General features: G+C 57.2%; 18 protein-coding genes. 11 read left to right on the top strand and 7 right to left on the bottom strand.

Translation table 11 applies throughout. The features are described 5' to 3' along the window. Window positions 1-119 precede the first annotated feature (119 nt). The 7 genes from nifA (at window position 120) to BMI01S_RS26890 (ending at window position 6,521) form a co-directional block, all read left to right on the top strand. On the top strand, window positions 120-1,766 hold the full coding sequence (nifA, locus tag BMI01S_RS26915; RefSeq protein WP_028214799.1) for a nif-specific transcriptional activator NifA: 1,647 nt from the start codon (window positions 120-122) through the stop codon (window positions 1,764-1,766). Between the two features lie 224 nt (window positions 1,767-1,990). Continuing rightward, window positions 1,991-3,484, top strand: a complete 1,494-nt coding sequence (gene nifE / locus BMI01S_RS26910; protein ID WP_081716234.1) for a nitrogenase iron-molybdenum cofactor biosynthesis protein NifE — start codon at window positions 1,991-1,993, stop codon at window positions 3,482-3,484. Window positions 3,485-3,506: 22 nt separating this feature from the next. After that, entirely contained in the window at window positions 3,507-4,862 is a 1,356-nt protein-coding gene (nifN, locus tag BMI01S_RS26905; protein WP_028214800.1) for a nitrogenase iron-molybdenum cofactor biosynthesis protein NifN, read from the top strand. A 55-nt stretch (window positions 4,863-4,917) separates the two neighbouring features. Then, window positions 4,918-5,334: a nitrogen fixation protein NifX gene (nifX, locus tag BMI01S_RS26900; RefSeq protein WP_028214801.1), complete on the top strand. Its 417-nt coding sequence runs from the start codon at window positions 4,918-4,920 to the stop codon at window positions 5,332-5,334. Between the two features lie 74 nt (window positions 5,335-5,408). After that, complete coding sequence (locus BMI01S_RS26895) at window positions 5,409-5,642, top strand: CCE_0567 family metalloprotein (RefSeq protein WP_028214802.1); 234 nt, start codon at window positions 5,409-5,411, stop codon at window positions 5,640-5,642. Then, window positions 5,626-5,937, top strand: a complete 312-nt coding sequence (fdxB, locus tag BMI01S_RS39400; protein WP_081716235.1) for a ferredoxin III, nif-specific — start codon at window positions 5,626-5,628, stop codon at window positions 5,935-5,937. The genes BMI01S_RS26895 and fdxB overlap by 17 nt, the downstream gene beginning before the upstream one ends. 17 nt (window positions 5,938-5,954) lie before the next feature. After that, a complete protein-coding gene (locus BMI01S_RS26890) occupies window positions 5,955-6,521 on the top strand; it encodes a nitrogen fixation protein NifQ (RefSeq protein ID WP_028214803.1) in 567 nt (188 codons plus the stop codon). Window positions 6,522-7,530: 1,009 nt separating this feature from the next. Here BMI01S_RS26890 and BMI01S_RS41095 read toward each other — a convergent pair. The 7 genes from BMI01S_RS41095 to nifV all read right to left on the bottom strand — a co-directional run bounded on the left by BMI01S_RS41095 (window position 7,531) and on the right by nifV (window position 13,545). Continuing rightward, on the bottom strand, window positions 7,531-7,719 hold the full coding sequence (locus tag BMI01S_RS41095) for a hypothetical protein (protein ID WP_154671356.1): 189 nt from the start codon (window positions 7,717-7,719) through the stop codon (window positions 7,531-7,533). A gap of 164 nt (window positions 7,720-7,883) precedes the next feature. Continuing rightward, window positions 7,884-8,369, bottom strand: a complete 486-nt coding sequence (locus tag BMI01S_RS26880; RefSeq protein ID WP_028214805.1) for a hypothetical protein — start codon at window positions 8,367-8,369, stop codon at window positions 7,884-7,886. A 76-nt stretch (window positions 8,370-8,445) separates the two neighbouring features. Next, window positions 8,446-8,745: a ferredoxin family protein gene (locus BMI01S_RS39395; protein WP_081723517.1), complete on the bottom strand. Its 300-nt coding sequence runs from the start codon at window positions 8,743-8,745 to the stop codon at window positions 8,446-8,448. Next, the gene (locus BMI01S_RS26875; RefSeq protein WP_028232038.1) at window positions 8,742-10,055 is read right to left on the bottom strand and encodes an FAD-dependent monooxygenase; all 1,314 of its coding nucleotides are present in this window, start codon (window positions 10,053-10,055) and stop codon (window positions 8,742-8,744) included. Before BMI01S_RS26875 ends, BMI01S_RS39395 begins: the two co-directional genes overlap by 4 nt. Window positions 10,056-10,066: 11 nt before the next feature. Further along, the gene (locus BMI01S_RS26870; RefSeq protein ID WP_028232039.1) at window positions 10,067-11,179 is read right to left on the bottom strand and encodes an electron transfer flavoprotein subunit alpha/FixB family protein; all 1,113 of its coding nucleotides are present in this window, start codon (window positions 11,177-11,179) and stop codon (window positions 10,067-10,069) included. Continuing rightward, entirely contained in the window at window positions 11,176-12,027 is an 852-nt protein-coding gene (locus tag BMI01S_RS26865; protein WP_028232040.1) for an electron transfer flavoprotein subunit beta/FixA family protein, read from the bottom strand. Before BMI01S_RS26865 ends, BMI01S_RS26870 begins: the two co-directional genes overlap by 4 nt. Window positions 12,028-12,408: 381 nt before the next feature. Beyond that, on the bottom strand, window positions 12,409-13,545 hold the full coding sequence (gene nifV, locus BMI01S_RS26860) for a homocitrate synthase (protein ID WP_028232041.1): 1,137 nt from the start codon (window positions 13,543-13,545) through the stop codon (window positions 12,409-12,411). Window positions 13,546-13,993: 448 nt separating this feature from the next. Between nifV and nifB the strand changes: the two genes are divergently transcribed. The 4 genes from nifB to BMI01S_RS26845 all read left to right on the top strand — a co-directional run bounded on the left by nifB (window position 13,994) and on the right by BMI01S_RS26845 (window position 16,714). Continuing rightward, entirely contained in the window at window positions 13,994-15,592 is a 1,599-nt protein-coding gene (gene nifB / locus BMI01S_RS26855) for a nitrogenase cofactor biosynthesis protein NifB (RefSeq protein WP_042291070.1), read from the top strand. A 66-nt stretch (window positions 15,593-15,658) separates the two neighbouring features. Next, window positions 15,659-15,853, top strand: a complete 195-nt coding sequence (locus BMI01S_RS39390) for a 4Fe-4S binding protein (protein WP_081723518.1) — start codon at window positions 15,659-15,661, stop codon at window positions 15,851-15,853. Beyond that, window positions 15,783-16,328: a HesB/IscA family protein gene (locus tag BMI01S_RS26850; RefSeq protein ID WP_306303738.1), complete on the top strand. Its 546-nt coding sequence runs from the start codon at window positions 15,783-15,785 to the stop codon at window positions 16,326-16,328. The genes BMI01S_RS39390 and BMI01S_RS26850 overlap by 71 nt, the downstream gene beginning before the upstream one ends. Window positions 16,329-16,360: 32 nt before the next feature. Continuing rightward, window positions 16,361-16,714, top strand: a complete 354-nt coding sequence (locus BMI01S_RS26845) for a nitrogen fixation protein NifZ (RefSeq protein ID WP_028232043.1) — start codon at window positions 16,361-16,363, stop codon at window positions 16,712-16,714. The last annotated feature ends 46 nt before the right edge of the window (window positions 16,715-16,760 follow it).

The following is a 16,760-nucleotide window of genomic DNA, read 5'->3' as shown; positions in this document are numbered from 1 at the left end:
GCTTTCGTGCCCGTTGCGGCAGGAATTTACCGTGGCTTGCGGCAAACGTAGCGCCGCCATCCATTTTGTTGGGACTCGGGTCCCGCGGCGCTGACGTGCAATTTCCGGAGTTCAGATCTATGTCACATATTGATCTCAATGAGAGCCATCTCAGTTTTGATGTGGTCTACGAAGTAGTAAAGACGTTGACCTCGTCCAGAGATACCGAAAGGACGTTGGAGAGATCTTTGCGTTACTTGTCATATGCGTGTGGATGGCGCTCCGCGTTTATTGCGGTCGCTGAACCAGACGGCCATCTGGGCGGCGTGTGTGGCACGGGGTTGTCAGCGGACTGGCGTGAACGTCTTCGTTTCCTGCCTCATGACGGGGTGCTGGGGCGAATACACACGAACGATTCGGCCGGTGTGGTGGCGAAATTGCGTGACGAACCACTCTTCGTGGACAGCATCGAAATCTTCGACGAATTGGAAGGGGAGCATGTCGCACTGCTCGGGGCGCCGATCAGGTACGAAGGGCGGCCGCTCGGCGTACTTGTTGCGTTCTGTGAGAATACTGACGGACAGCGCGCCTTCGCTAGCGACCTCCAACTCATGAAGGTCGTCGCGGCGCCGATGGGGCAGGCAATTCTGCTCGATCGTGCGTCGGGTCAGATGCACCAAACCGCGCGACAGGAGACGAGACGAGAGGTCAACGCTGACCGGCCTTTGTATCACATCGACAATGTGCTCGGGGAATCTGCACCCATGCAACGCGTCTTTTCACAAGTTCATCAAGTAGCACGTACGCGCACGACTGTGCTTTTGCGCGGCGAGAGCGGAACTGGAAAGGAGTTGATCGCGCGCGCGATTTATCGGTTATCCCCGCGCAAGGACCAGCCGTTCATCTCAGTGAACTGTGCAGCGCTCACAGAAACACTGCTAGAAAGCGAATTGTTCGGTCATGAGAAGGGAGCGTTTACGGGTGCGCAATTTCAACGCAAAGGGCGATTCGAACTTGCACATGGCGGGACACTTTTCCTCGATGAGATCGGCGACATCTCGCCGTCGTTCCAAGCCAAATTGTTGCGCGTTTTGCAGGAACGCGAGTTCGAGCGGGTGGGCGGCACCACCCCGGTAAAAGTCGATGTTAGGCTGATCGTTGCCACGAACCGCAACTTGGAACAAATGGTGAAGGCGGGGGAATTTCGTGCGGATCTCTACTACCGCATCAACGTCGTGAGCGTCCTTTTGCCGCCGCTGCGCGAACGCCGTGAGGACATTCCGGCAATGGCACAGCACTTTCTGGATCGTTTTAACCGCGACAATCGTCGGTCTCTGCATTTCAGTGAGCAAGCGCTTCGGGTTCTGTCCAGCTGCTACTGGCCAGGTAATGTGCGCGAGCTGGAAAATTGCGTTGAGCGTACCGCGACAATGGTGGATGATGACACGATCGATCGTTTTTCCTTCCTGTGTGAGAGAGGCCGGTGCCTTAGCAAGGAATTGCATTACATCGAACGAGAAGACGCTGTTCGTCCTAGCCGCTCGTTGGACGCTCCAAACAATGAAATGCCGAATGCCATGGCGAACGTAAGTGCCGGTGAATGGAAGGGGGGTAGCTTCGAGACGCCAAGCGGTAACGACATGCCGGGGAGCGAGCGGGAACAGCTTGTGTGGGCAATGGAGCGCTGTGGGTGGGTACAAGCGAAGGCCGCACGACTCCTGCATATCACGCCGCGACAGATCGGCTACGCGCTGCGTAAGCACGGCATCAAACTGCGCCGCTTCTGACGGCCGCGGCGGTTGCGCGCATGAATTTGGAGAGACTGGGCGAGAAGACCACCGGCAGCCTCTTGCCTGTCGCATCACTGTAGCGATTGGTTCAACTTCTTCAACGCAGGTAACAAGGACGACAAATCCTGCTTCGGCATAGCGCCGCTATGACCGCTAACTTGGGCTTCGATGGTGGTACGCAATTTGCCTGTGGTCGTGGACTCTATTGTCGGGACTCCACGATGTTGCTAAAGACGAGGGCTGTTGAGTTCTTCAACGAACCGGGTTGCGCAAAGAACCTGGCGAAGAGCGAAAAGGAGCGCAAGCAAGGCTGTTCGAAGCAGGTTGCGCCGGGGGCGGCCGCTGGCGGATGCGCATTCGACGGCGCGCGAGTCGCATTGCAGCCCGTGGTCGACGTCGCACACCTGGTGCACGGGCCTATTGCATGTGAAGGCAACTCTTGGGACAACCGCCATTCGGCATCGTCTGGGCCGACCCTCTACCGCACTGCATTCACAACCGATATCAACGAACTCGATGTAATTTATGGCGGCGAGAGACGGCTTTTCAGGAGTCTGCGTGAAATCTTCGAAAAATACGATCCGCCCGCCGTGTTTGTCTATCAGACGTGCGTGACTGCATTGATCGGCGACGACATAGACGCGGTATGCAAGCACGCGTCGGAAAAGTTCGGTAAGCCCATCATACCGGTAAATGCGCCCGGCTTCGCCGGATCCAAAAACTTAGGCAACAAGCTCGCAGGGGAGGCGATCCTCGATTACGTGATCGGCACGCGCGAGCCGGCGTACAAGACGCCATTCGATATCAATCTTATCGGTGAATATAACCTCTCGGGCGAGTTGTGGCAGATAAAGCCGTTGTTCGAGGCGCTCGGCATCCGGATCCTGTCCTGCATTTCGGGAGACGGCCGCTATAACGAGATCGCGAGCGCGCACTGCGCGAAGGTCAACATGGTGGTGTGCTCCAAGTCCATGCTCAACATCGCGACAAAAATGCAGAAGCGCTACGGTATTCCATACCTCGAGGGTTCGTTCTATGGGATTGGCGACATGAGCGACGCGTTGCGCCGGGTTGCGAGGCTACTGGTGGAGCAGGGAGCACCCGAGGATCTCATCGTGCGCACCGAGCACCTTGTCAAGGCTGAAGAGGCCCGTGTATGGGAGCGTGTTGCTCCGTACAGGCAGCGGCTCAGTGGCAAACGTGTGCTGCTCATCACCGGCGGCGTTAAGTCATGGTCAGTGGTCGCGGCGTTGCAAGAGGCGGGGCTCGAGATCGTCGGCACTAGTGTGAAGAAGAGCACGGAGGGAGACAAGGAAAGAATCAAGGACCTGATGGGCGATGACACACGCATGATCGACAATTTGACGGCACGCGAGATGTACAACATGCTCCGGGATGCGAAGGCCGACATCATGCTGTCCGGCGGGCGCTCGCAGTTTGTTGCGCTGAAGGCGCGCATGCCGTGGCTCGATGTGAATCAGGAGCGACACCATCCATACGCTGGCTACGACGGCATTGTCAAATTGATGCAGGAGATCGACCGTGCAATCCATAACCCGGTCTGGCAGCAGGTGCGTATTCCTGCGCCGTGGAACGACGAAGGCGTAGCGCATCGCGAGGGGATTCTTGGGTTTTCCGGGCACAGCGATCCGGTTCGTCAGGGAGCAGACGGCGAGGACTACGATTGTAACTTCCGCGCGGCGGTATCGAGTTGATTTTCACAGTGGGGCAAATATCATGGCGATAGTCGTCGAGTCACAAAAAGCCTGTACCGTTAATCCGTTAAAGTTGAGTCAACCGCTCGGCGCGACCTACGCAGCCATGGGGCTTGACGCATGTATGCCGGTAATGCACGGCTCGCAGGGCTGTACGTCGTTCGCGCTCGTGCTACTGGTGCGCCATTTCAAAGAAGCCATTCCGCTGCAAACAACGGCGATGAGCGAGGTCACCGCGATTCTCGGCGGATACGAGAACGTAGAGACAGCGCTGATGAACATTCGCAAGCGCGCGGCGCCTAAGATGATTGTGCTCTGCACGACGGGCCTGACTGAGACGAACGGCGAAGATATAGAGGGGCATCTTGCGATGGTGCGAAAACGCAAGCGTGAACTCGACGATACTGAACTTGTCCTCGTTTCGACACCGGACTATGTGGGCGCCTTCGAGGACGGCTACAGGCGCGCTGTAACCGCGATCGTCGAGACGCTGGTGAAGCCGTTGCCGACGGTACGTCAGCAGATCAATCTAGTGCCGGGCAGTCATCTATCGCCCGGCGACATCGACGAGCTTCGCGAGATTATTTGCGCATTCGGGCTGGAGCCGATCGTGCTTCCAGATGTTTCCGGGTCCCTCGACGGCCACCTTGATTCTGTGTGGCGTGGCACGACGCTAGGCGGAACGACGGTTGATCAGATCCGTGCCGCGGGGGCGTCGTCATTCACAATTGGCGTAGGTGAGCAAACGCGCGACGCCGCCGAGATGGTCGAAGCGATTGCCGGCGTGCCATTCGAGATCTTCGAGCGACTAACGGGGCTGGAGCCGAACGACCGGTTCTTGCATCGCCTTGCACAACTTTCGGGGCGTGCAGTCCCGGCGCGATATCTCCGGCAGCGCAGCCAAGTACTGGATGCGATGCTGGACAGCCATTTTTATACTGGTGGTCTCAAGGCGGCGATCGGTGCAGAGCCTGACCTGCTGCTTTCGATCGGTTCGCTGCTCCGTGAAATGGGTGCGGAACTATCTGTTTGCATTAGTACCACTGCTTCGGCATCGCATGCGCTCTTGCCGGCAAGCGAAGTCATATTGGGGGACTTGGAGGACATGGAACGAGGCGCGAGTAATTGCGACCTGCTGATCACGCATTCGCACGGCAGGCAGATGGCCGCTCGCCTCGGAAAGCCGCTCATGCGCGCGGGCTTTCCGGTATTTGACCGCGTGGGGAACGCCCATCGTTGCCAGATAGGTTATCGCGGCACGATGAATCTTATTTTCGAGATCGCCAACGTCATGATCGAGAGGATCTCGCAACCTCATCCCGGCGACTGGAAACTGCCGCAATCATCGGGCGGCCTTGATGTTTCGATTCAGGGTTAGGTTTAAGAGAAGGATGTTATATGCCGTAACTTGAACGTGATGAGGTGGCTAGCGCATGAAGATCGCATTTGCGACACAGGACAAAGTGCACATCGACGCTCATTTTGGCTGGGCGAAAAGCATTGCAGTCTACGACGTGACGACGGAAGGGCATACGCTTTTACAGGTTTTTGATTTCGGCGAGAAGCAGGTGCCGGACGGCGATGATGAGAAACTTGCGCCGAAGCTCGAAGTGATCCGCGACTGCGCGATGTTGTATGTCGCGGCCATAGGCGGTACTGCGGCTGCGCGCGTAGTAGCGCTTAAGGTCCATCCAGTGAAAGTGCCGCAGCCGTTGCCGATCGAAGACATTCTGATCAAGCTGCGCGGGGTTCTGAATGGAACGCCGCCTCCGTGGTTGCGCAAGATTCTCACCAGGGAACGTGGCAGATCGTACGACTTTGCAGGCGACGATGAGTTGCCCCCTGGCTAAAACCGATCTCCGTAGTATGGGCGGTTCTTGTTGCCAGTGACGCTTCCAATGCGTCGTCCGATAAGGAGGACAGGATGACTAATGATCCGAGGGAACTTAAGACGCGCCTTAAAAAACTCAACGCGTTGGCCATGCAGGCCAAGATGGATCTGCATGATCTGTCAGAAGATCTGCCAACGGGTTGGGAGCAGATAATGGTGGTCGCGCAACGCTGTCACGACGCGCATGCCGCGCTGATGCGGGCGCGTCAGACCGCAGTTTCGGCTCGCGATTCAACTTCCGGAGCTCGAGATGAGCCATCTGTTTAGTGTGGTACTCCCAAGCGGAGAGGTCTGGGTGCCTCACTTCGTAGATTCACTCGATGAACAAAAATGCATCGGTTGCGGGCGATGCTTCAGGGTGTGTTCTCGCGGCGTACTTCAACTGTTAGGCGTCGATGAGGAGGGCGAGCATGTTCCACTGAATGAAGGCGATGATGAAGACGAGGGAGAGCATGAAAAGAAGGTCATGACAATTGCACATCGTGGTCTCTGCGTTGGCTGCACGGCATGTGCGAAGATATGTCCGAAAGGGTGCTACACACATGCTACAGCTGAAGTGTGAGAAAGCGAGGAGTCTTTATGGATTACTACGCGGCGTTGATGCGCCATGCGACAGACCCCGATGACTTGACGGTGCTTGCGGTCGCCGGCGTTCTCGCAGCGGCGGTCGACGAAGGCGGTACGGAGAGATTGCCTATCCCCGGACTGGACGCCGAAGAGACACACTGGCTGCTTGCTCGCTGGTTTCCCGATGCCGAGAGTTCGCTAGGTCTTTACTTTGGCGCGTCCGCTGCGGACAAACAAAGACGACCGTCTTATGACGACATTGCTCTTGTAGTGTTGTTAAAGGCGCACGCCAATCCGGCGGCAGGCACAACGACCGAGATCCATTGCATCTCGCACACGCTGGCATCCGCTTGCGCAGGCAGCAAACACTTGTGGCAGGAGTTGCGCCTTTCTTCGCGCGGCGAATTGTCAGCGCTGCTCAATTACTGGTTTCCGACGCTTGCTGAAAGGAACGTTTACGGCATGAAGTGGAAGAAATTTCTCTACAGGGAAGTTTGCGGGAGCGAGGGGTTGAACCTCTGTCGGGCATCAAGCTGCGGGGAGTGTTCGGAATATTCCAGTTGCTTTGGTCTGGAATAAATGTGCGGGTCAGCGGATCGGATTAAGTCAGGTATATTTGATGCCCTCTTCTGGCGGTTGCACGAAGGGCGGCGCAGTTTGTGGTTGACAGTACGGTGAATGATATAAATCGAAAGTGGTTAGCAATTTTAACGTTAGCCGAACAGGAAACAGTTATGAAAAGGTTAAAGGTGGTGCTCCGCGGTGCGGTGATGGCCGCTGCGCTGGTAGGTGCGGCGGCGCTGGCTGCCGCTGCCTCGGATAAGGAATGCACGTGGGTGGACCCGAAGAACACTTTTACGAGTCTGTACCTCTATTGGTGGCCCCGCGTGGGGGATGGCCCGGGAGTTCATGTGGGGGAGGGGATCGACTGATTATTGAGCTTCACGAATGGTGGGGGAAAACCAGTGCGATGACAAGATGGCTTGCGCATTCATCAGCGGCCCAAGGAAAAGGTAGGCATGCCTCCGGTTCGATGCGAAGGCGCACTTGTCGTACTGGCTCAGCGGTTCGGCGTTCACCGGAACCAGATAGCCAGGAACGCGCGGTGATCGTGTCGAGATTAGGCACGGGTAGCTGGTCCGTGTGCTGCGCCTCGCTGGCGTGCGTGTGGAGCCCGGCGACCACAGCAGTCCGGCTACAGGCAGCGGCCACAGCCTTTACGGATCAGGGAGATACCGGCGAAGAGAGCCTGCGCGGGCGGGACTCGACGACGCCATCGAGTCCCGAGTCATCGATCTGCCGGACGCAAAGAAAAGTTCGTGCTGCTGGCTTTGAGCGGAATTTGAGCGTAGCCAATCGCTTCGGCCGACTGGCCAGATACAGAATGGTCGCCGAAAACGTGGCAGCTTGCAGTTCATCGTACTCTGCGTGCGTACAGCTGTCCACTCTGTAGCTCTTTACAAAAGTGATACACGCTCTCACGCACAGCCCGATTCGGCGGCCTTGGTCACAGGATCGTTGGGCCCAATTGGCTCGAGTTGATGCGGCGTGCTTCAACCAGATATGCGGCAGCGAACCGTCGGCCGGCTTACGCCGCAGCATAGTCGAGCGTTCCCGCTTCAAGGTCGCGGCGCACATCGGCAGGATGTCTGCCGCATAGGCCGGCCGGGCGCTCACTGTCGAACTGTGTTTGCTGTGATAAAACGCGCGAATCGTATTGCAATTCGGTCACGATGCCGCGCGCGAGGCCCCTTCTTCGAGTAGCAAGATCAATCACGGACGCCTTGCTGCGTGGCTCCTTTGCATGGCATCAGCTCTACACGCTGAGGTCACGTGAGCTCCGTGTTAGCAATGCACAATCAAAGCAGTGCAATTTGGTCGGCTCAAGCGGGTAGGCGGTATGGCTTCACGCGAGGGACACGGATGGCCTACCGGAAGGGCTTATCGGCGTCCGGAATGCGCAAGAAGGGCTTCCACCACGTTGAAGCCGACGCAGTCGGTCGGGTCCAGCCGGCGCAGCTTGGCAAGGAGCTTTAGGGCAACCTCGCGTTCACACCGGCGAACGCTGATGAAGGCCAGCGCCTTCAGCGTGAAGAGCCAAAAGCGTGCCGGTCCAGGAATCGTGAAATCGGTGTCGCCTGGCTGTACCGCGCTCCAGTCAACGTCAATTGACGCTTCCCTGGCTGCAGCTGTCAAAGCCTTGGTTGCAACTTCCTTCGCCTCGCCAAGTTCGCCCCGGTTCGCATGAAACTTGTATAGCAGATAGTAGGGTGGCAGGCAGCGCGGGTGAGAAAGAACGGCGGTCCACAATGCAGCGGTCACATCGTCACAGCGGCCGCCGCGTGTGTCCTCGATCAAGCGCAACACGGAATGAGGCACGGCACCGCCAAACAGATCTGTCGACTCAATTCCAGTAAGGAGATTCATTGACTTGCTCCGAAACGATAAGGCTTCTGACCTTTCGTGCGGAAGGCAGAAGCCAAAATGACGACGTTGTATTCGTCTATCCGAACTTGAACTGGATTCCGTGGCCACCCCTCGGGTACTCCCAAGAAAGGTTGTGGTGTTCCGTGCATAGAATGCGACAGCTACCGCATTCAAGGCAGCCGTCGGTAATTAGTGTCACGGCGCCGTTGTTCTCATTCCGATAACAGGAAGCCGGGCAGACGAACGTACAGCTTTTATCTCTACATTCATTAATGCACGTCTCAGGATTTTTTATGTGGACGTGTGGTCGGCCGACGTCAACGCGGTAACGGTTTTGGAATAGCTTCTCGTCGATGTTCACAGTAATTTTGGTCATCGGAAGGCCCTCCAGAGTTTGTATGCGTCGCCCATCAAGCCCGTTAGTGAGCGATTTTTTCGAAAACTCGCGATGACCTCCCCCTTCTTGGTCTGCTTGTCGACGCCGTCGACCGTAATCATCGTTCGGGCCGCTTTAGAGACCAGATCTGGATATGTGGTAAAAAACTGTGGATTGCGATGCAAGATCTTCGGCATGTCTCGGTACTTGAATAGGTCCTTCATCACGAAGCTGTTGTCGAGCGCGGCCTTGTAGCCGGAGAGGGCGCTAGCCCGATAGCTGTGGTTTCGGGTGGATTTTGCGGCTATCGCGGTTTCCGCGGCGAGGCGTCCTGTCGTCATGGCAAGATTAGAACCTTCACGATGTGCGGAATTGACGAATCCACCGGAATCGCCGACGATCATCCAGCCATTGCCGTACACTTCCGGGATTGCATTGAAACCCCCTTCGGGGATCAGATGCGCACAGTACTCCTTCATTTCCCCGCCGGCGATGAGCGGGGCGATGGACGGATGACGCTTCATTTTTTCAAGCAACACATACGGGCTTGTACGGTTCGAGTTGTTCTTGAAGTCGCTCAGCATACAGCCGACGCCGATTGTCAGCGACTCCTTGTTAGTGTACAGGAAGCCGGTTCCAGCCATGCCGTCGGTTATCCGCCCGACCATCTCAATGACCACTCCTTCGTTATCGGCAACGTTAAAACGCTGGCAAATTGTTTCCTCAGGCATAAAAAGAATCTCCTTCACAGCCAACGCGACATTGCTCGCCTTGATTTCGCTGTGAAAGCCTGCCTTACGTGCCAATGTCGAATTGACGCCGTCCGCAAGGACCACGATGTCCGCATAGACATCACCGTGTTCGCGGTCGCATTGCACGCCGATAACCTGGTCTCCGTCCATAATCAGGCGATTCACCGTGGTCTCGCAGATCAGCAAAGCGCCTGCTTCGCGAACTTTCGATGAAAACCACTTGTCGAACTGTGCCCGTATGATCGTGTAGCGGTTATGTGGGGGATTGTTGTAGTCCTCGCTGCGTGCGTGCGTACCCACAAACGAGGTTTCGTCAAGCATCCATAGGCGCTGCTCGATGATGTGGCGCTCGAGAGGGGCATCGTCGCGGAAGTTCGGAATGATCTGTTCCAGTGCATTGGCGTAAAGAATGGCGCCCTGAACGTTTTTGCTTCCGGGATACTCGCCACGTTCAATCTGAAGCACTTTCAGCCCGCCTTTCGCCATAACGTAGGCTGCGGCGTTGCCTGCTGGTCCAGCTCCGACCACAATTGCATCGAATTTGGGGGAAGTTATCATCTCGGTTTTCCTTACGAGTCTAGCCCCTGAGGCGTCAGGTGTTGCTTAAAGGCCTGTGTTAGTGCTGGTACTACGCGCATTGCGTCCCCGATAACGCCGTAGTGTGCGTAATCAAAAATCGGTGCGTTCGCGTCGGTGTTGATTGCGACGATGACGTCGGAGCTTTCCATTCCGACCCGATGCTGGATCGCACCGGAGATTCCCGCGGCGATATAAAGCTTGGGCCTGACGGTTTTGCCGGTCTGTCCGATCTGGCGTTCGGCTCGGACCCAACCCGCCTGAACGCACGGGCGGCTCGCGCCGACTTCGCCACCGAGCACTCGCGCCAGCTCGAATAGCAGCTGGAAGTTTTCACGACTCTTGAGCCCCTTGCCGCCGCTCACGATCACGTCCGCGTAGGCGAGGTTGATTTGTTCGCTCGTCACGTCGGGGATGAAGTCAAGCAATTTAGTTACAATATTGGCCTCGATCATTCCAAGCGTTTCCTGAACGATCTCGCCACTGCGGCCTTGCTGCGCCGGCGGCATGGGCATGACTCGTGGGCGCACAGTCGCCATCTGGGGGCGGGACGCGAGCGTCATGATCGTGCAGAGCAGCGAGCCGCCGAATGTCGGCCGCGTCGCAGCTAGTGCGCGCGACGCTGGATCGATATTTAGCTCAGTGCAGTCGGCTGTAAGGCCAGTCAGAAGTCGTGTTGCGACAGAGCCCGCGAGATCTCGTCCCATTGAAGTCGCCCCGAGCAACAGTATCTCGGGGCAGTACTTGCCGACCAGATCTGACAGGCCTTTCGTGAACGGTTCATTGCGATAGCCGCGTAATACCGGATCGTGGATGACATAGGCTTTGTCCGCACCCAAGGTGAATGCCTCAGCGGCAAACTGCTCGAGTGGCTCTTCAGTACCGCCGAGCACCGCTACAGCGACGGTGCTGCCGAGTTTGTCGGCGAGCTTTCGGCCCTCACCGACCAGTTCCCACGATACGCTGTGCGCACGGCCACGGTCGTGCTCGATAAAGACCCACACGCCCCGATAGTCTTTCATACTGTCGGGAAGTTCCACGTTGCAGCCGTTAGCCCGTGTGATCGTCTCAGCCGGTTTTCTTTTCGAAGCAACAGGAGAATTCATGCATTCCTCTCCGTGAGCCGCAGGTCTGCCTCCAGCGTCGGATGACGAGTAAAGATCTTATGCACCAGTTGAGCCGCCGCTTCGTGGAGACTCGACTCGTCGAATTCGATCATCTCGGCGTCTTCTTCACGCGGCGTCGCGCCGAACACCTTACGTACGACGGTATGTGATCCCTTCAGCCCGATCTTGCTGATGTCATCGATTCCGGCATGCTCGCGGTTCCACTTACGTACGGGAAAGCCGGCGGCATGGATCATTCTGGGCAGTGTCGCGAAACGCAGGTCGTTCGTGTTTTCAAGCATCGTAACAAGGCATGGCAACGCAGTCTCGAGTACCTGAACGCCCCCTTCAGCGCGGCGTTCGACCATAATCGTGCGTCGGCCGAGGTCGATCTCGAGAATCCGCGACACGTAGGTAAGCAGTTGGATGCCCATGCGCGTCGCGATGCCCGGGCCGACCTGGGCGGTATCACCGTCGATCGTTTGTTTGCCCGTGAAGATCATATCCACTGAGCGTTCATTAGCGATCTGGCGGATCGCGGCAGCCAGTGCATAAGAAGTGGCGAGCGTGTCGGCGCCGGCGAACGACCGGTCGGTGATAAGCACGGCGTCGTCAGCACCGTAGCTGATGCATCTGCGCAGTGCCTCCTCTGCCTGTGGCGGCCCCATAGAAAGTATCGTGACCCACGCGCCGAAGCGGTCTTTTAGCCGCAACGCTTCTTCTAGTGAGAAGAGATCGTAAGGGTTGACGATTGCAGGCACGCCTTGCCGCATGATGGTGTTGGTCACAGGGTGAACCCGAATCTGGGCAGAATCCGGTACTTGTTTGATGCAAACGACAATATGCATTGAGGTTCTCCTGATCAGACGCCGCTGCGTGCGGACAGCGACGCGCACAGGTTTTTGAGGAAGACGACATGCCGGTCGGCGCCTTCTGAAGGCTTTAAGCACTCGTTGTTCAGGGGGCGTAGATACAACGAAGTCGTCGCAGGCCTTTGGCAGCAAACCATGATAGGTCAGCCGTCGCGGGGGGGCGGCGGGTCGTCCTGGGTGTTCGATGTACCGAAAAAAGGTTTCGTGATGTGCAGGCGGCTCAACTTCACTACTCTTATGTCAAGGGCAGCGCAAAAGAGACGCGGAAATCCTCCATAGATCAAAGTGGGCGAAGTTTCGGATACGTCCTTCTATGGGTTTGCTCCTCCTAAGTCTGTTTCTCGCTATGAGCCGCCTTCAGGACGCTCTGACTCGCGTGCTCCGTGCCTCACTCAAAAAGCGACGGAGATCGATTGCGCCAGGCGGCTGCTTATGTCGCGAGGCGAAGGCACGGATGCGAGGGAGCAGTAACGGCACAAGCCGCTCCGATACCTTCAGGCCCAAAGCGTCATATGCGTCACGCACGCCTTGAGACCCAGAATGTTTGCCGAGTACGGTAGACCGTTGCCGGCCCACCTCTGCAGGATCGAATCCTTCGTAGGTTGCGACGTGTTTGGCAAGGCCATCCGTGTGAATTCCCGCTTCGTGAGTAAAAACGCCTCTACCAACGATGCTTTTTCCAAAGGAGACGGCTCGGCCCGACGCATGCTCGACCAGCGACGAAATACCGGGCAGCGCTTTAGTGTCGACGCCCGTATCTCGTCGCAGAAGGTGACGCGCTCCCATCACGACTTCCTCTAGCGCCGCGTTTCCGGCTCGCTCGCCAAGACCGTTAACGGTGGTGCTAGCATGTGTTGCGCCTGCCGCAAGGGCCGCTAACGTGTTGGCTGTGGCCAGCCCGAGATCGTCGTGCGCGTGGATTTCGATCTCGAGGTCCACGGCAACGCGCAGAGCTGCAATCGCGTAGTATGTCTTAAAAGGATCCAGCACACCGACCGTGTCAGCAAAACGCAAGCGTTGGACCCCGTGCCGCTCTGCGCATTGAGCGACGTCGATCAAAAACGAAGGGTCCGCGCGCGAGGCGTCTTCCAGACCGAGAGAAATCGTTGCGTGAGAGCCGACTGCGATGTCGACGATGCGGGCAATTTGATTCAGAACCCACGTACGCGACTGCCGAAGCTTGTGCTGCAGATGAATGTCCGAAACAGGGATGGAGAGATGAACGATATCAGCATTGCAACTTAATGCCGCCGCGAGGTCACCTTCGGTGAGGCGTCCCCAAACGATTATGCGCGAGTCGAGATTTAACCCTGCAATTTCCGCTATGCACGCCATTTCGTCATCGCCCATTGCGGGAATCCCGATTTCGAGCTCCGGCACGCCGGCCTGCGACAGCGCGCTTGCGATCGCGCATTTTTCCTCGACGCGAAATGCGACACCTGCAGTCTGCTCACCATCGCGCAGCGTCGTGTCATTGATAATCGGAACATGCATGTCAAGTCTCCCGAGAGGTGTCGAAAGGGATGCAAGCATCGTGCCAATTGGACGCTACGGGCGGAGGGCGGTTCTATTTGAACCCGAAAGGCATCATGTCGGGAATCCGGGTTCGTGGTGTGAAAGTCGCGTCGGGAATGTCCCGTTTCTAACAGTGTGGTCGCGCTTAAATTCGGCCGATCGGCGTATCAATGAACGCGCAAGCGGTCGCTTTTCTCGCGAGTAATTCTCGCGAGTAATTCAGGTGACCAAGACAGGGGCACCGCGCCAGCGCGGCTTGATCCCCCTTTGATGCCGATGGAGCACCGCGCTGCTCTTGGCTTCAGGAATCGGCGCTCGACGATTAGGCCTTCTGGGATGTCGTCCACTCGCACATTGTGGCTCTCACGATGGCATGGATTCTGCTGGAAGAAAAGGCGCCCACACTGTTCATTGCGGAGAGATATCCATGCACGATTGCGCGAATGCCGGCGCTCTGACCTCGGCCGACGGCGCCAGGACCACATCCACCATGCCATCGATGTCGGCCGCGGATGCAATGGCCCGATACGGCAGCTTCGATTCAAATGGCGCATCGGCCGGTTCAACTTTCTGTTCGACCGAAGCAACAGAAAAGATGAGCGCGGAGGTGCGGGAGAAGATTCGAGATCACCCGTGTTATTCGGAAGAAGCTCACCGCCATTATGCGCGCATGCATGTTGCGGTGGCGCCCGCCTGCAATATTCAATGCAACTACTGCAACCGAAAGTACGATTGCTCGAACGAGTCGCGGCCCGGTGTGGTATCAGAGAAACTCACGCCGGATCAGGCCGTGAAAAAGGTGATGACCGTCGCCTCGAGGATTCCGCAATTGTCTGTCGTCGGTATCGCGGGCCCGGGGGATGCACTGGCCAATCCGAAGAAAACGTTCGACACCTTTCGTATGCTTCGCGAACTCACGCCGAACATTAAGCTATGTCTTTCGACGAACGGGCTTTTGCTGCCGGACTATGTCGGCGAAATTTGCGATCACGGCATTGATCATGTGACGGTTACTATTAACATGGTCGACCCTTTCATCGGCACAAAGATCTATCCATGGATCTTTTGGGATCACAGAAGAGTTACGGGCGAAGAGGCCGCGCGAATCCTGCACGAGAGGCAGATGCTAGGACTCGATATGTTGAGCGCTCGTGGCGTACTTACGAAGATCAACTCGGTACTGATCCCCGGCATCAACGACGAACACTTGGTCGAAGTGAATCGTGAAGTAAAGAGGCGAGGTGCATTTTTGCACAACATCATGCCGCTGATCTCGGATCCTGCGCACGGGACATATTTCGGCGGCCGCGGCCAGCGCGAGCCTACCGCTCGCGAGCTGAAAGACGTGCAGGAGGCCTGCATGGGCGGCGCGGCGCTAATGCGCCATTGCCGGCAATGCCGTGCAGATGCCGTAGGCCTTCTGGGCGAAGACCGCCATCAGGAGTTTTCGCTCGCAAGAATTGAGCACATGGACGCTGCAGACAAGCTTGATCATGGCCGTACACGCCCACACATGGAGGCCGAATGCGATATAGAGCGCAAAATGAAACATAAGACGCCAAGCTTGTCACGAGCGAGCCAGGTGCTAGGTGATGTTGAGGTGCGGATTGCCGTTGCGACGAAGGGTGGCGGGCTGGTCAACGCACATTTCGGCCATGTTTCCGAGTTCCATATTTTTCAGGTCAGCGCTGCTGGAGCCGTGCTTGTCGCGCACCGCCGCGTGGGCGCCTATTGCCGCGGCGGCGATGGCGATGAGGATGACTTGGTGCCGATTATCGACGCGATCAATGATTGCCATGCTGTGCTGGTTGCAAAGATTGGCTTGTGTCCACGGAACTCGCTGTTAGAAGCGGGAATCGAACCCGTGGATACGTACGCCCACGAAACAATCGAAAAGTCCGCGCTTGCATGGTTCACCGACTATTGCGGCCGTCTCGCGACTGGCCAAATTATCCACGCGGACCGCGTCGGCGCGGCGATCCCACAGATTGGATTGACGAGGGCAGGTGAAGACGCCCCTGTTTGAGCGGCAGGTCGCACAGTCACCCTGACGTACTCGGCTAACAGAAAACCATCATGAGGAGTACTTGGTATGCCACTAAAGATCATTGCGTCCGCTTGCACTGGCTGTTCGGCTTGCGAGCCGCAGTGCCCAAACGTCGCCATCAGCGAGAGAGGCGGCATCTTCGCAATCGATCCGAAGAAATGTACCGTGTGTGAAGGGCAATTCGATAGTCCGCAATGCATGGCGGCGTGCCCTGTGGATGGCTGCATCGTGCCGGCCTAGCGCCGCGGTTCCGCGTGCTTTGCGCAGTGTAACCGCGATTTTTCAATTCGACGACGTCTATATCATGTTGCCAAATTTTGCAATGACACCTGCCGCCGAAAAGTTCTTGCACCGTATCGTGCGCTTTTCCGGCCTGCCATCCGGTGCGGGCGTCCGTATTTGCGTGAACCCCGGCGGTTGCTCCGGATACGAAGCCGAACTTAGCGCCGCCGCCGATGCGCAGCCCGGTGATGAGACTGCGGAGATCAATGGACTGCGGATTTTCTTGCCGGCAGAAAGTCAGCTGTTGCTCGAAGGCTTTACCGTCGACTTCGTCGAAACACAAGACAGGTGTGGCCTTGCATTTAACAAGGGTAAGCAAGCATTGGGCGTCGCGGCGCGTGCGCGCGATGGCGCAGGAAAGTCGAGCGTCTCGCGCATCGATGCCAGCGCGATCGAACACGGAGGTAATGCATTGCCACGGGGGGTGTCGTGAAGCGTGCATCGCCGCATTTAAATGAGCGGGGAGTGAAGGACGTTGAGAGCGACGATGCAGTCGAACTTGCTTTTCCACCGCGCTTCGCAGTTGGCGAGCGAGTGATTGCACGCACTGTGATCCGCAACGATGGTACATACAACGGTATGGCTCTGGGTGAACTCCTCGTGAGCCAAGGTGATGTCGGCTATGTTACAGCAATCGGCACGTTTCTGCAGCGGTTCTACGTCTATGCGGTTCACTTTTTTGAAAGAGACTGCCGTGTCGGAATGCGCGCGAAGGAGCTATGCACGCTCGACCGCCTGCCGCGGGATGTGCTCGCCAAATTGGGGAAGCGCGCCGACGCGCTTCGCTGGATCGGTTTGGGGCGCGCCGATATGGAGTAGGTGGATTGCGAGCAGGTGCCGACGCTGAGTGCTGCGTGCATTAGCA

This window comes from Paraburkholderia mimosarum LMG 23256 = NBRC 106338 (genome assembly GCF_000739815.1).
In the GTDB taxonomy this organism is placed as follows: domain Bacteria; phylum Pseudomonadota; class Gammaproteobacteria; order Burkholderiales; family Burkholderiaceae; genus Paraburkholderia; species Paraburkholderia mimosarum.
This window is presented reverse-complemented; position numbering and strand designations above follow the sequence as displayed.

What these genes read in the sequence shown, in the direction of transcription:
- nifV (WP_028232041.1), bottom strand. Translation starts at nt 13,545, where the DNA reads ATGCATGTTCCGATTATCAATGACACGACGCTGCGCGATGGTGAGCAG.
- nifA (WP_028214799.1), top strand. Translation starts at nt 120, where the DNA reads ATGTCACATATTGATCTCAATGAGAGCCATCTCAGTTTTGATGTGGTC.
- BMI01S_RS39395 (WP_081723517.1), bottom strand. Translation starts at nt 8,745, where the DNA reads ATGACCAAAATTACTGTGAACATCGACGAGAAGCTATTCCAAAACCGT.
- nifX (WP_028214801.1), top strand. Translation starts at nt 4,918, where the DNA reads ATGAAGATCGCATTTGCGACACAGGACAAAGTGCACATCGACGCTCAT.
- BMI01S_RS26880 (WP_028214805.1), bottom strand. Translation starts at nt 8,369, where the DNA reads ATGAATCTCCTTACTGGAATTGAGTCGACAGATCTGTTTGGCGGTGCC.
- BMI01S_RS26865 (WP_028232040.1), bottom strand. Translation starts at nt 12,027, where the DNA reads ATGCATATTGTCGTTTGCATCAAACAAGTACCGGATTCTGCCCAGATT.
- BMI01S_RS26870 (WP_028232039.1), bottom strand. Translation starts at nt 11,179, where the DNA reads ATGAATTCTCCTGTTGCTTCGAAAAGAAAACCGGCTGAGACGATCACA.
- nifE (WP_081716234.1), top strand. Translation starts at nt 1,991, where the DNA reads ATGTTGCTAAAGACGAGGGCTGTTGAGTTCTTCAACGAACCGGGTTGC.
- BMI01S_RS39390 (WP_081723518.1), top strand. Translation starts at nt 15,659, where the DNA reads ATGCCACTAAAGATCATTGCGTCCGCTTGCACTGGCTGTTCGGCTTGC.
- BMI01S_RS26890 (WP_028214803.1), top strand. Translation starts at nt 5,955, where the DNA reads ATGGATTACTACGCGGCGTTGATGCGCCATGCGACAGACCCCGATGAC.
- BMI01S_RS26895 (WP_028214802.1), top strand. Translation starts at nt 5,409, where the DNA reads ATGACTAATGATCCGAGGGAACTTAAGACGCGCCTTAAAAAACTCAAC.
- nifN (WP_028214800.1), top strand. Translation starts at nt 3,507, where the DNA reads ATGGCGATAGTCGTCGAGTCACAAAAAGCCTGTACCGTTAATCCGTTA.
- fdxB (WP_081716235.1), top strand. Translation starts at nt 5,626, where the DNA reads ATGAGCCATCTGTTTAGTGTGGTACTCCCAAGCGGAGAGGTCTGGGTG.
- nifB (WP_042291070.1), top strand. Translation starts at nt 13,994, where the DNA reads ATGCACGATTGCGCGAATGCCGGCGCTCTGACCTCGGCCGACGGCGCC.
- BMI01S_RS26875 (WP_028232038.1), bottom strand. Translation starts at nt 10,055, where the DNA reads ATGATAACTTCCCCCAAATTCGATGCAATTGTGGTCGGAGCTGGACCA.